This is a genomic window from Microbulbifer mixtoriginis (SeqCode), from assembly GCF_052466765.1.
The window spans coordinates 1,758,575-1,772,597 of the sequence record NZ_CP174289.1; the positions used below are offsets into that span (position 1 = coordinate 1,758,575).

Here is a 14,023-nt window from a genome sequence, read left to right on the forward strand (position 1 = left end):
AGCAGGGAGGCAGGGTTAATGCAAAATTTCTTTCGGTGGTACGTCTTTTTATTGGTCCTTGTATGTACTGCATGTGCTTTCAACCCGGCCACCAACCGGCCCGATCTGGTCTTGATGTCCGAGGATAAAGAGATTTCTATCGGCAAAGAAATGCATGAAAAGCTGATCGAAAGCACCCCTATCTACCAGGATCCAGTACTCACAGCCTATGTTGACCACGTAGGGCAAAAAGTAGCGGCAGCCAGCGATAGACCCGACATCAAGTATCATTTCACGATTATCGACAGCCAGGATATCAACGCTTTTGCCCTACCTGGAGGCTATGTTTATATCAATCGCGGCCTGCTGACTTACCTTCACTCCGAAGCAGAAATGGCAGCTGTACTCGCCCATGAGATAGGCCATATCACTGCACGCCATGCCGTTCGTCAAAAGACCGCTGCCACTGGTGCCAGTGCCGCATCAGTATTATCTGTATTGGTAACAGGCAGCCGGGTTGTTGGTGATGCAGCAAATCTCTGGAGTACTGCTGCGGTGAAAGGCTATGGGAGGGAAATGGAGTTGGAGGCAGACCGCTTTGGTGCGCAGTATATGTTCAAAGCCGGTTATGATCCCACCGCAATGCTCAATGTAATTGGCATACTAAAAGATCAGGAAATCTTCGCCCGCAGACGGGCGCGTGTGGAGGGTAAAAAACCGCAGACATATCATGGCGTTTTTTCTACTCACCCACGCAACGATATTCGTCTACAGGAAGTAGTCAAGGCCGCAGGTACCCTACCTGAAGAGAGCAAGGATGTTAAAGTAGCCTATTACCGTGAAAAAACTGATGGTCTTGTTTACGGTGATAATGCCAGGCAATCCAATAAAAATCGTTTTAATCATAAACGTTTAGGCTTCTCACTGCTGTTTCCTGATGGTTGGACAGTAGCCAATCAACGCTCCTCCATCGTAGGCACCGCTCCTGACCAATCAGCAACAATTACGATTAAGGTCGCTAAGCGTGAGGGGAATCAACCCGCAGATATGGCCTTGCGTGAGCAGTACGATTTACGCAAGCTGGAACAAGATGAAGAACTAAATCAATACCGACTAGAGGGACACACAGGTAAAGTCCCACCACTTGAAAAGAATAATATTGATCTAGATCGAGTTGCAATTATCTACTATGGCAGCCGTCAATTTATGCTGGAAGGTAAAGTGGCCAATGCATCATCGCAGAAAAAGGATGATCTCGAACATTATGACACACTGTTTTTAACCAGTATTCGCAGTTTCAGACCCTTGCGGGAAACCGATATTGTAGAGAAGGATATAAGACGACTGCGCTACGTAAAAGCTACAGAAAAAACTACCTTTTCCTCCCTGGCACGACACATGGAAATTGGTGAATATGCTGAGGAACAGCTGCGACTTCTCAATGGTTATTATCCTCGGGGCGAACCAGAGCCCGGTGAATGGATCAAAATAATCCAGTAAAAAAGCTACCACCTTTCAATTATTCTTGGCATTTGTAGCAATATTCTGTATACCTGAGAAATACCGTATGGAAAATTAAATAATAACTTACGGAATTCACTATACGTGCAGAATTTTTCATTCTCCATAGAGACCCTTTGGTCTACCTTACTCACAATTGAAGAACACTCTATGCCAGTAACATCAGTGGTGTATGGATACTTTAATTAAGTGCATAGAAACATATTCACAACTTATGCACAGTACAATGTATTCTTTTTATTCTTCATTCATAGCAAGGCATAAATATCGATCCGCACGACCCTATATAGATCAAGTGCTAAAAACCATAATAATAGGAGCTTTAAATGAACGGCATGATGATGCAGTCACAACTTACCCTAACCGGTATCATGCAGCACGCCTTGAGTAATTCACCCAATAGTGAAATTGTCTCCATTACTACGGATAATCCTCAGTTTCGCTACACCTACAAAGAGGCCTTTAAACGCTCTGCCCAACTTGCCCAGGCCCTAGCCAGACTTGGAGCTAACAATGGAGATCGTATCGGCACTCTGGCCTGGAATGACCATCGTCATTTTGAACTCTACTATGCGACTTCCTGTAGCGGATTTGTTTGCCATACCATCAATCCACGCTTATTTCCTGAACAAATTCATTATATTGTCGAGCATGCCGAAGATCGCTGGCTGTTTATCGACCCAATGTTTGTTCCGCTTATTGAAAAAATGGTTGATAGACTCAACAGCGTAGAGGGTTTCATCGTTTTAACCGACAGGGCTCATATGCCCCAAAGCACTCTACATAATTACTATTGCTATGAAGAGCTTCTCGATAATCATTTTGGCGATTTCCACTGGCCGGAACTGAATGAGCAAAATGCCGCCGCTCTCTGTTATACCTCTGGCACCACAGGGAACCCTAAGGGAGTCCTCTACTCTCACCGAGCAATGACACTGCACACCTACGGGGTACTAATGCCCGATGTCTTCGCCATACGCCGCGATGAAGCCATCCTTCCCGTAGTGCCCATGTTTCATGTTAATGCTTGGTCCATTCCCTACGCGGCACCTGCTGTTGGCGCTAAGTTAGTTTTACCAGGCCCTAAAATGGGTTGTGGTGAAACGCTTAGTAGACTTATACAACAAGAGTCAGTCACCATCGCCGCTGGAGTGCCCACCGTTTGGCTAGCACTTCTCAAATATTTGCGTGAAAGTGGAGAAAAGGTCTCTAGCTTGAACCGTGTGGTCGTCGGCGGCTCTGCCTGCCCTTGGAGTATCATGGAAGAGTTTGAAGAAAAGCATGGTGTCTATACCCATCATGCCTGGGGTATGACAGAGATGAGCCCACTTGGTACCTACAATGCCCGCATAGATGAATATTTACCTAAGAATGAAGCCAAGGCCCTGCGCCTGAAGCAGGGCCGTGCGGGGTTTGGAGTAGAAATGCGAATTGTAGACCCTCTCGGCAGCCCCCTTCCTCACGATGGTATTGCTTTTGGCACACTACAGGTAAGAGGCCCCTGGGTTTGCGAACGCTACTATAAAGCCGAAGAGCCTGCGCTCACGGTGGACGGATGGTTTGATACCGGCGATGTGGCCACTATAGACTCTTTAGGCTATCTGACCATCACCGACCGAACCAAGGATGTGATTAAATCTGGGGGAGAATGGATATCTTCCATTGAGCTTGAAAATTTCGCTATAACCGTTGATGGTGTTGCCGAGGCAGCAGTTATAGGTGTCGCTCATGAAAAATGGGCCGAACGGCCACTATTGATCGTGGTGCCAGAAACCGACGGAAAGCTCGAAGCCAAGCAGATTCTCGCCGCTTTTCACGGGCGCTTCGCAAAATGGTGGATTCCTGATGACTGTATCATCACCTCAGAAATCCCCCATACCGCTACGGGAAAAATTAGCAAGAAAGACTTGCGGCAGCAATTTGCACAACACCTCTGGCCTCAAGAAGTATCAGTATAAATTGCCATCAGAAAGGCAAGCATCTTAGCAACCAGTTCAACCGGGCAATAAGCCCGGTTTGCCACTTGAAACCGTTGAGCAAATCTAAATGCCCTATGGTTCACACTATATTTAACCACTTTAGCATTGATATATCTCTGTCATATTCTTTTGCTAGAAAGCTTCCCACACTTATTTGGGATCTCTTGCAAATGTTCAAAAGAATTCTGTCTACCTTATTACTCATTGGCTCTGCCAGTGCAAATATCACCTGTGCTGAAAACAGTACCGCTGGAGCCGAATCCCCCTTGGTTATCGCTCATCGTGGTGCCTCTGCTTACTTACCAGAGCACACTCTCGAAGCAAAGGCCATGGCCTATGCTATGCGACCAGATTATATTGAGCAGGATCTGGTTCTTAGCAAAGATAATCACCTGATCGTGATGCACGATATCTATCTCGATAGCACCACCAATGTTGCAGAGATATTTCCTGGACGAGCTCGTGAAGATGGGCATTACTACACTATCGATTTCACACTGGAAGAATTAAAAAAGCTCCGTGTTAGCGAAGCTTTCTCAATAGGCGAGGATGGGCCTCAGGCAAAATATCCACATCGCTTCCCCCTATGGAAATCCAGTTTTCAACTATCCACTTTCGAAGAAGAAATAGAACTCATCCAGGGTTTAAATAAATCCCTTGGATATGAAATTGGTATTTATCCAGAAATAAAAAAACCATACTTCCACCACTGGGAAGGAAAAGATATCGCCACAATCGCTTTGCAAAAACTTAAGGAATACGGCTATAGCGACAAACAACAAAAAGTTTTTTTACAGTGCTTCGATGCAGAAGAGTTACAACGTATCAAGTTTGAACTAATGCCCGCCATGGGGATGGATCTTTCCCTCGTTCAGCTTATTGCTGCAACCAGCTGGGGGGAAAAACTGATTGAGATTGATGGCATAATTCAAAATTATGATTACGATTGGATGCTGGAGCCTGGCGGCATGCGTAAAATCGCCAGCTATGCCAATGGCATCGGCCCTTGGTACCCCATGTTAATAGAAGTTGAGGATGGCAAGCCAAGGGCCAACAATATCGTCCGCCGTGCCCATCGCAGGGATCTCCAGGTTCACCCCTATACTTTTCGCGCCGACCCGGAGAAACTTCCAGAGGAATTCGATAGCTTTAACCAATTCCTCCACTTTGCCGCCTACCAACTGCGCATCGATGGAATTTTTACTGACCAGCCCGATCAAGCTGTCAATTACCTTTCCCGCCCTCACCATAGAAAACGCGAATACTAAGCAAACAAAAAAGTGGCCGCATCAGCGGCCACTTTTTTAATCGAACTTTGAGAAATCTGCAGGGCGCTTCTCCATAAAGGCAGTAGCCGCCTCTTTAAACTCCTCAGAAGTGAGGCGGTCCTGGAAATGGCGACCCTCCTCCTGAATAATCTCCAAACCCTTTTCCTGGGTTGCGCGACGCAATAACTGCTTGGAAAGCCGCACGGCAGCCGGTGCCTTCGCCGCTAGCTCAGCGGCCACCTCTCGGGCCCGAACAATCGCCTGCTCCGGCTCCACCGCCGCATTACAGATACCGATCTCCACAGCTTCCTGAGCACTAAACTTTTTGCCCAATAGCAATAATTCCGATGCTTTTGCGTGGCCGGCAATACGAGGCAATAAGTAACTGGAACCATACTCAGGGCATAACCCCAGGTTGACAAACGGCATTTGGAACAGGGCATCGTGTCCGGCAAATGACAGATCACAGTGCAACAGCATAGTGGTACCGATACCCACTGCAGGGCCATTCACTGCTGCAACCACTGGCTTGGGAAAGTTGTAAAGTGCGCTCATAAACTGGAATACCGGAGACTCCTCACCCTCTGCAGAGCCACCGAGAAAATCTGTCAAATCGTTGCCACTGGTAAAAATGCCCTCGGCACCAGTGAGAATAACTACGCGGATTTCACTATTATTGACTGCACTATTGAGCAACTCTGCCATGGCAGTATACATAGCCATAGTCAGTGCATTTTTGCGCTCAGGGCGATTGATGGTTATTTCCAGGATACGCTCGTTTACCTGGGCCTGAATTTCCGCACATGCGCTTTGCATAATGTTCTCCGGGTTCGAATCATTTAAGACTGATAGACAGCCGCAGCGGCCAAAAAAACAGAGCTGTGAGTAAACGCAGAGCTTCTGATAGTGCTTCCGGAATACTAATAGGATCTTGGCCTAAGTGTGCAACCACAAATAAACAGATTTCCGTTGATTAGCGCGAAATTTCTATGCCTTTCCCAAGGGAAACCACTTTTATCTTATTAGTTAGCACAAAAGGCTTGATAACCGGGTGTATAGCCGCGAGCCGCCTTTGACAGGCGATTCATATTAACGACTATAAGCCCAGAGGCGAGTTCATAACCAACCACATTCGTTGACGGGAATAACCCGGTGGCTCATAGATCACCGAGCTATTCTTTCAGGGCACTTGTTAGGGCTTTAGCGCGGACTCTCTACGCAGAGGCTGGCACATACAGTGAACACCACCACCTCCGGGAGTAATCATGGAGATATCCGGATCAATTACCTCAAGACCATGAGCCCGACACTTCTCCGCGAGGCCAGTATTGGCTTTGGGTAGCATCACTCGATCATTCCCCAGGGCCACCACATTAACTCCCAGTTCCAGTACTTGCGGGAAAGGAATATCGATAATCTCTATATTGCGACTCTTAAACCACTGCACCAGCTCCGGCTCGACGGCATCAACACAGATGGCCGCAAGCTTTTCCGCCAGCATTGCCACCATAACATCGATATGCAGGAAGAAGGGGTCAAACTGGTAGCCCTTTACCTCCCAACCCTCCTTCTCTACCCAGCTCTTCATCTGCGCAAAGCCCTGAGGACTGGTGCGCTCACCAGAATAACCGCACAGAATCACTCCCGGCTCAAGCACCATAAAGTCACCACCTTCCAGAGAGCCGGCGGTGATGACATCATAAATGGGGATATCCAGTTCCGCATACTTCTTAACGATAGGGGCCCACTCCCCCCGGCGCCAAGGGCTAAACATTTGCGTAACAATAGGTCCCCAGGGCGTCATTACCGAAGAATCACGTCCGTAGATCTGATAGGGCAAGCTGCTGTCTGCCGGAATCAAATGGGTAGTCACTCCCGCATGGCGATAGGCATCCAACATTTCTTTATGCTGCATCTCAGCCACTTTGTGATCGAACTGCATGCCTAAGCGTTCAGCTCGGCGTGCACTGGCATTTCCCGTGCGCCAGCTGAAGTTATCCACCGGCCCGATGAGTACATCGCGCAATACGCCGTACTCGGAGTCCATTCCCCAGTTAGTCAGTGGAGCTGTACCACCGTTATCCTTACGGTACTTCAAGGTAAATTCACTCATGATCAACCTAAATCTATTGATAGGAACCCAGCCAACCTTTTAGGCTTACCAGGCGTTCTTATTGCATATTGGCTAGTAAGGATAATCAGCCCGCTTCGGCGCTATTTAACATGGCGTGCAACAAAACATTACAGCCCGCTTCCAGGTGGCCTGGCTCAGCCGACTCCGCTTCATTGTGTGAAAGCCCCCCGGCACAGGGAACGAAAATCATAGACACGGGTGCAACCCGCGAGATATAGACCGAGTCGTGCCCAGCTCCAGAAACCATCTTACGATTGCTATACCCCAGGTTTTGCACCGCACTGTCAACCGCCTCAATACAGTCTTTATCAAAAGCCACCGGTGGTGAGAACCATTCTTCGCGCACATCGATAACAACACCGCTGGCCTCTTGCGCCTGCTCGGCTACCCGGTAGAGAGTGCGGTGTAAATGCTCCAACCCCTCCGGTGTTGGGTGGCGTAAATCCAATGCGAGCACTACTTTTTCCGGTACGGTATTGCGGCTACCCGGTTCTGCACGCAAGTCGCCACAGGTAATCCGGGCATCCTCGGAGTAAGCCTTCACTTCCCCATATAGTTTCTCGCACAGCCACGCCATGGCCTGGACAGGGTCGCGACGATCCTCCATTGGGGTGGGCCCTGCATGACAGGGGGTACCAAAGAAGGTCACATCGTACCAGCGGATTCCCTGCACCCCGGTAACGACTCCAATCACTTGATCCTGTTTTTCCAGAATAGGTCCCTGCTCAATATGCGCCTCAAAGGCCGCTTTGATAGGTGCCGGCTGGACCGGTTCAGGACCTAAATACCCAATACGCTCCAGCTCCTGGCCAATGGTTATGCCAGATTTATCCATGCGGCTGTGGCCATAATCGAGGCTAAACTCCCCCGCCCAAACACCGGATCCGACCATGGCTGGGGAAAAGCGAGCCCCTTCTTCGTTAGTCCACACCACCACTTCCAGGGGTGCCTTGGTTCGAATCCCACCCTCCTCAAGGGTGCGCAATACTTCGAGGCCGGCCAGCACACCGTAAACTCCATCAAACTTGCCGCCAGTGGGCTGGGTATCCAGATGCGATCCTGTAATCACTGCGGGGAGGTCATTGTCGGTACCGGAACGGCGAGCAAAGATATTCCCCATGCGATCCACGCGAATTTCACAACCGATTTCCCGGCACCAGCGTACAAACAGGTCGCGCCCTTTACGATCCTCATCAGTCAGAGCCTGCCGGTTACAACCCCCAGCAGGGGTTGCACCAATTTCAGCCATTTGCATAAGACTTTGCCAGAGACGTGTGCCATCAATACGCAATTGTTGTGCGGGGTTTTCCATTCAAAAAGCTCCGGGCCTGATATTGAGGATCATATTAATCACTTTGGCAAAAGTTATGTTTTGATCCTTACAGATTAAAGAGAGCATTATTTCGCCGTTGATCAAAACTCGACCAGAATTTACCAAATGACTCTCACTTATAGCTCATACTTGAAAATAGACGAGCTGCTAGGGTGCCAGAAGCCCCTATCAGATGGCTCTAAGCACGATGAACCTCTGTTTATTGTGAAACACCAGAGCTTCGAGCTCTGGTTGAAGCAGATGTTACATGAACAGAGCTTCCTGGTATGGCTCTTCAGTTGACCGCGCCTTACATCCCCTTAAGCGAGTGGATAAAATTTACCGTACGCTGATTCAATAAGTGGATATTCTTGAAACGCTGACACTACTGGAATTCTTATCCTTCAGGGACCGGCTCTCAACCGCCAGCGGCTTTCAGTCATTTCAGTTCTGCGAGATAAAGGTTCTGATTGGTATCTATCACAATGATCCCCTGCTGAATGAGATCTGTGAGGGCTGCTCGATATCGACTGTTATTTACAACAATAATGGTAGAGCGAAGGATGGAAGCAAAGCAGGTACTGGCGGATCGGCCATGAGCGGGCAAAAAGCAATTTTTACCGTTCGCCTTTCCTGCGCTATTGAAGGCTCCCGTTGCGGGGTCTCAGTAATTAGCAGCAGGCATAAAAAAAGCCAGCATATTGCTGGCTTTTTTTATGCAATGTGAAGGCTCGCTCGCTTCTCTCTGGTTTACTTCTCGAAAGGCACCAGGGAAACTTGAATAGCCGGATTCACTTCCTTAGCAGCATCCGCGATCTGTACATAAGTATCCGCACTCGACTTGTTATGCGCACGTACAATCACAATAGCTTGAGGGTTCTCGGCATACAGCTGCGCGATACGGGCACGAACAGCGCGACTATCAATACGGCTACCAGCAAGACTGATCTCATCATTGGCGTTCACAACCAGCAGGATGTTTTGCTTATCTGAATCAGGCGGGTTGTCCTGGGTCTGGTTCGGATCAGGCACATTTACGTCCAACGCTTTCTCTTTTACAAAGGACGCCGTTACGATAAAGAAGATCAACATGATGAACACTACGTCCAGCATGGGCGTTAGGTCGATATCCGCCTTCTCTTCTTCTACGGCCTTTCCGCGTCGTCTACTCATAAAACACCGTGCTGTTATCAAATACCAAGGGTGCCGGTTTAACCGGTCTCATCTGGTGGGCAAGATTGCCGCGAATCGCCAGGCATTGCAAGTACAACCTATAACCAATAGAAATAACCCTTTAAAATCAATAAGTTAAGAAAGCAAACTGAATAATCAGATCATTTTTTGATCGAAAGATCCGACTATCGCTGCTGCAGATAACGCTGGTAATCCGGTACCTCCCGGTCAAACTCACGCTCCATTAGGGTCGACTGAACAATCATGTCTGCACTACTCGAATTGCAGGCCACGGGTATATTCCAAGCGGCAGCAATACGTAACAGTGCTTTGACATCTGGATCGTGAGGCATAGGCTCAAAGGGGTCCCAGAAAAAGACTAGCAAGTCTACCTTGCCTTCACTGATTCGAGCTCCAAGCTGCTGATCCCCCCCTAGGGGACCGCTCAATAGCTTCTCTACTTTGAGACCGGTAGCTTCCTCTATCTTACCGCCAGTTGTGCCCGTAGCCAGAAGACTGTGCTTCTCCAGAAGATAACGGTGACGAAGACACCACTGTATCAAGGTCCCCTTGCGGTTGTCGTGGGCGACCAGGGCGATCCGTTTACTCGCGGGTAACGCCTTAGAGATAAATTCCATAAGGACCTCAATAAAAAGTAACTCTTCTATATTATCCCAATCACACGGAAGTTGTTCCCTCTACTCCACCCCACGAAGTATTAAGGAATTGCTCCCCACAGAAGTAGGTTCACCTCGGTATAATGGTGAAAACCTCGTACCTAAGTAAGGAGAGAATATGAGTGTAGGAGCCTGGGAGCCACAGGTGAGTGGCCGGCAAGAAGAAAACCAGTGGGAATTCGACCGGGATCAATTGCAGAGGCTTATCAGTATTGCCGCCTCTGATAACAGCCTAAGCGCAAATCTAAATAAAGATGACTTAAAGGCCTCAAAGCTGATTCGCCTGCCGGCTCAGCAATGGTTAGAAGAGAGCCAACACTGGGACAACGAGCAGTTATGGCAACTCATACGCTTCTTCACCCTTGCAGAAATGGAACTGACCGGCTGGGATGCCGGGGCAGAGTCTGCTGTCATTCCCCTGGCCAAAGAGCTGCGCCAACGCAAAGCACCATTACAAAAAGAACAACTTCTCTGGATTCGTCAACACTCCAATAACCGCTACCTTCCCTACGGGCCACTGTAACCTTTAGATACCAAGACACGGTGATAGAGCCGCAATCCCTTCCTCTATCACCAAAGTCTCTGCTTAAGTTATCAACTCTTTATAAAGAAGAATCCATCTCCAAGCGGTATTAAGATACCTTGAAAACTTTCAGCTAATTCACCGCAATCGCCATCACTATCAGAAACCACTGCAAGGGAATATCTTGTTAACCTAGAATTCTCTGCCCAGCATTAAACTGAGCCCCCTAAGGCTATTCATAGCAATGCCTACTTAGGAAGCATACTTTTAGCTCCAGGAAGTGATGACTCTACAAAAGACTCAACCTGTCACTAGATAACAAAGAATTTACTTTAAAGCCTTCATTATCCCAGTTACCCAAGTGAATGTTCTTGAGCGTTTTAACACTCAGCAAATACCCACTAACTTTTTGATACTTAGTTAACAGACCAGTTGAGTTAGTCTGCAACAAAGCGATTAGTTCCTACGACTATTTCAAGATAGCCACAAACACTCAAAACTCAACCAGAATTCAGATCGGCTGTTGGCATCAATGGGAAAATTCTTGGCCAATATCCAGCTTAACCGCCGAGCTTTTCTCTTAACTCACCTAAACAGAGTAATATCCCCATAAATAAAGAGGCTATCTAATTAATCAAAGCCTACATGTACACGCATAAGAAGTGCCTTACTGATCCGCGACGGCTCAGCTGAACTTTGACATCCCTAACCTCTCGCAGGTGCAGGATAGTAATATCCACGGCTTTCAAAGTTCTTCTGTTAGACAGTGCATCCAGACTAGAGACCCATGAAAAGAGTGGGCATTTCTCCAGAGCCAGCCACTACTTTTACTCCACTTAAGAAGCCAGAGCTTTTAAGGCATGGTTAGAGTCACTTTCACTATAGTGAAATCAGTATTCAGCCACATTAACTCAGCGCGGTAGGGTTACATCTGATAAAGACTGCAATGATTCATAGTCGCAGGCTCCGAGCTTAAGCATTTGTCGATAACAGTCCGTTAAGTTTTGTTAACTCTTTACTTGCTCAACACACTAACCCCACTACCTGGGTTTGCGCTAAATCGGAACTGTAAGTGCTCTCCAGTTTAATCTCTTATACAAAAACGAGAGTCATCAATAAACCATAGGAAATTACTCAACTATTCACTTGCAATTACACCTTTCAGTTTATGTAACGAGAGTAAAACAAAAGCCTTCTTTACTGCGCAAATACCTACTACGACTCTCTTTTTAGGTCCTCAAATTGAAAATATATAAAAAAAAACGATTTTTTTTACATGAAATAGCAAAATTCCATATAAAACACTTGCATTTAGGTATACAAATAAGCTGCAATTAGCGCCGCTCACTTGGGGGGACTCACTATCAATTGTTTTCTGCCGAAAACAGACGTCTTCGACAGTGCATTTCACTGGGAAGATGGCTGAGAATAATTGATAGGAATGCCCCCATTTAACAAAACAATACATTTGCAGGGAAATTTAAATGGCTACAAAAAAAGTATCCGCAGTCGCCACTAGCGATGTTGCACAGCTGGAAGCGGAGCTGCGCTCCCTTACCGCAAAACTGGAAAGTGCCCGTCTCAAACAAGAGAAGGACCTGACCGCTAAAGTAGAAAAGTTGGCAAACAGTGCCAAGAAAACCGCAGAAAAAGCTAAAGCGACTCAAGAAAAAGTTGCCGCTGTCCGCGCTAAGAAGAAAACCCCGGCCCAGCAAAACCAGCTGAAAAAAGCGCGTGATGCTGCTGCTGCAGCCAAAACTGCCGCTGCAGAGGCCAAAACTGCCGCTGCAGAAGCAAAAGAAGAGCTGGCCGGCATTAAAGCTGCAAACAAGCTTGCAGCTAAAGTAGCCAAAGTCGTCGCTAAAGAAGAAGCCGCTATCGCTAAGAAGCTGGCAGCCGAAGAGAAGAAGCAAGCTACAGCAGAAGCCAAAAAAGCTGCAGCTGCTGCCAAGAAAGCTGCCACTGCAGAGAAGAAAAAAGCTGCTGCGGTAAAGAAAAAGCCCGGTCGCCCAGCCAAAGCTGACTCAGCTAAGAAGAAGCCAGGCCGTCCTCCTAAGGCTGCAGCCACTACTGAAGAGCCCAAGAAAAAGCCGGGTCGCCCAAAGAAAACCGAAGAAGCTAAAAAGCCCGGTCGTCCAGCCAAAACCGAAGCTGCCAAGAAAAAGCCTGGCCGTCCAAAGAAAGCAGAAACAGAAGCCGCAGCAACTGAAGCTGCTCCTGTAAAACGCGGTCGCGGCCGCCCGCCAAAGGCAGAAACTGCGAAAAAGAAGCCCGGTCGCCCTGCCAAAAGCGAAGCAGCCAAGAAAAAGCCAGGGCGCCCCAAAAAAGTCGAAGCCGCAGCCCCAGCTGCAACTGAAGCTGCTCCTGTAAAGCGCGGCCGTGGTCGTCCGCCCAAGGCTAAGTAATAAGTAACTCACTTAGCTTGTTCAGCGGGAACAACAGCGCCCGCTGAACCGCCCCCGGCAAGCCCGGGGGCTATCCTTTGCACTCACCGATTTGAGCACCAATACTGACCGCGCGTATGTGGTGATCCTCCCCCAAATACAAAATGCAATCGGCCCAGTTAGGCATATCAATTAACAGATTTCGTGTTATCCGTTCATAGTGCTCAATAAAGCGGTCCAGCTCAGACTCCTCCATCCCCGCCCCTGTGCGTTTACGTAACTTTTGTTCCTGTAGTTTGCGCCACTCAAAAATTGACTCCATTCCAGGAGCACACAGCATCACCATGATATCCACGCGCTGAAATAGTTCGCGATAGATCCCTTCCAGTTGCTGATTAATAAAACGTCTCCAGCTGCCGGAAGTGTCCTCTAACCTCTCCAATGAATTAATAGGCCGAATTGGTGTTATCGATGCCTTAGCGCCGAGACACCATCCCTCAAGTAATACAATATCCACCTTGCCACTATGCACAGGCCAAAGGTTACTGGGCACCCTGTCATCTTTGGATTTATCAAAACGTGGCAGAGAAACTTGTGACTGATCTCCAGCACTGCAAAGAGCATCCAGAGTATCTAACCCCAATTGAACATCGTGAGTGCCCGGTACTCCGCGGGTGCGCAAGAGCGGGTGAACCTCTTGGGAGAGCTGCAGCCGCTGGGAATGAGTCAGGTAAATGTCATCCAAAGAAAAAGTACAGCAGTTGAACCCCTGTTTCGCCAGGATCAGGCAAATAAAGTCTGATAACGTTGACTTGCCAGTGCCCTGCCCACCACTAATCCCCACAATCAGGGTCTGCCCTTCCTTGCGTCTTTTCATGAGCCATAAAGCCAATGGCAAGTAATAGGCCTCTATCTCATGAGAAAAATCTGCTGGCAGTTGGTGCCTCTGAATAAAACTACCAATCACCTGCCGTAGACTTGTCCCTGCTAATTCACGGCTAAGTTTGATAATTTCCTCCGGCCAGCGACATATTCCAGTCTCTAACTTGTTTCCCAATCTTCCCTCCAGATTC

The 14,023-nt window shown here is 48.1% G+C and carries 13 protein-coding genes; 7 read left to right on the forward strand and 6 right to left on the reverse strand.

What is annotated here, in order from left to right:
* Positions 1–18: 18 nt before the first annotated feature.
* From ACJJIV_RS07755 to glpQ, 3 genes are all read left to right on the forward strand, one after another.
* A complete protein-coding gene (locus ACJJIV_RS07755; protein ID WP_444891337.1) occupies positions 19–1,479 on the forward strand; it encodes a M48 family metalloprotease in 1,461 nt (486 codons plus the stop codon).
* A 347-nt stretch (positions 1,480–1,826) separates the two neighbouring features.
* Complete coding sequence (locus tag ACJJIV_RS07760; protein WP_444891338.1) at positions 1,827–3,458, forward strand: long-chain-fatty-acid--CoA ligase; 1,632 nt, start codon at positions 1,827–1,829, stop codon at positions 3,456–3,458.
* Between the two features lie 191 nt (positions 3,459–3,649).
* A complete protein-coding gene (glpQ, locus tag ACJJIV_RS07765) occupies positions 3,650–4,747 on the forward strand; it encodes a glycerophosphodiester phosphodiesterase (RefSeq protein WP_444891339.1) in 1,098 nt (365 codons plus the stop codon).
* Between the two features lie 36 nt (positions 4,748–4,783).
* Here the strand turns inward: glpQ and ACJJIV_RS07770 are convergent, their stop codons facing one another.
* The 3 genes from ACJJIV_RS07770 to ACJJIV_RS07780 all read right to left on the reverse strand — a co-directional run bounded on the left by ACJJIV_RS07770 (position 4,784) and on the right by ACJJIV_RS07780 (position 8,193).
* A complete protein-coding gene (locus tag ACJJIV_RS07770) occupies positions 4,784–5,563 on the reverse strand; it encodes an enoyl-CoA hydratase (protein ID WP_252084561.1) in 780 nt (259 codons plus the stop codon).
* A 376-nt stretch (positions 5,564–5,939) separates the two neighbouring features.
* Positions 5,940–6,860, reverse strand: coding sequence for a dimethylarginine dimethylaminohydrolase family protein (locus ACJJIV_RS07775; protein ID WP_252084560.1), 921 nt, complete (start codon positions 6,858–6,860; stop codon positions 5,940–5,942).
* An 85-nt stretch (positions 6,861–6,945) separates the two neighbouring features.
* The gene (locus ACJJIV_RS07780) at positions 6,946–8,193 is read right to left on the reverse strand and encodes a Zn-dependent hydrolase (RefSeq protein WP_444891340.1); all 1,248 of its coding nucleotides are present in this window, start codon (positions 8,191–8,193) and stop codon (positions 6,946–6,948) included.
* 126 nt (positions 8,194–8,319) lie between these two features.
* On the opposite strand from ACJJIV_RS07780, the gene ACJJIV_RS07785 reads away from it, so the two are divergent.
* On the forward strand, positions 8,320–8,496 hold the full coding sequence (locus ACJJIV_RS07785) for a tryptophan 2,3-dioxygenase family protein (protein WP_444891341.1): 177 nt from the start codon (positions 8,320–8,322) through the stop codon (positions 8,494–8,496).
* Between the two features lie 58 nt (positions 8,497–8,554).
* Positions 8,555–8,920, forward strand: a complete 366-nt coding sequence (locus ACJJIV_RS07790) for a tryptophan 2,3-dioxygenase family protein (RefSeq protein ID WP_444891342.1) — start codon at positions 8,555–8,557, stop codon at positions 8,918–8,920.
* A 23-nt stretch (positions 8,921–8,943) separates the two neighbouring features.
* Here the strand turns inward: ACJJIV_RS07790 and ACJJIV_RS07795 are convergent, their stop codons facing one another.
* Both ACJJIV_RS07795 and ACJJIV_RS07800 read right to left on the reverse strand, forming a co-directional pair.
* Positions 8,944–9,366 carry an ExbD/TolR family protein gene (locus ACJJIV_RS07795; RefSeq protein ID WP_252084556.1) on the reverse strand — a complete coding sequence of 141 codons (423 nt, stop codon included), beginning with the start codon at positions 9,364–9,366 and terminating at the stop codon, positions 8,944–8,946.
* A gap of 185 nt (positions 9,367–9,551) precedes the next feature.
* Entirely contained in the window at positions 9,552–10,004 is a 453-nt protein-coding gene (locus ACJJIV_RS07800; protein WP_444883759.1) for a methylglyoxal synthase, read from the reverse strand.
* A 157-nt stretch (positions 10,005–10,161) separates the two neighbouring features.
* Between ACJJIV_RS07800 and ACJJIV_RS07805 the strand changes: the two genes are divergently transcribed.
* Together ACJJIV_RS07805 and ACJJIV_RS07810 are read left to right on the forward strand one after the other, a co-directional pair.
* The gene (locus ACJJIV_RS07805; RefSeq protein ID WP_444891343.1) at positions 10,162–10,566 is read left to right on the forward strand and encodes a hypothetical protein; all 405 of its coding nucleotides are present in this window, start codon (positions 10,162–10,164) and stop codon (positions 10,564–10,566) included.
* Positions 10,567–12,050: 1,484 nt separating this feature from the next.
* Entirely contained in the window at positions 12,051–12,971 is a 921-nt protein-coding gene (locus ACJJIV_RS07810; RefSeq protein ID WP_444891344.1) for a hypothetical protein, read from the forward strand.
* Positions 12,972–13,041: 70 nt separating this feature from the next.
* On the opposite strand, the gene ACJJIV_RS07815 is transcribed toward ACJJIV_RS07810, so the two are convergent.
* Positions 13,042–14,007, reverse strand: coding sequence for a phosphoribulokinase (locus ACJJIV_RS07815; protein WP_444891345.1), 966 nt, complete (start codon positions 14,005–14,007; stop codon positions 13,042–13,044).
* Positions 14,008–14,023: the final 16 nt, after the last annotated feature.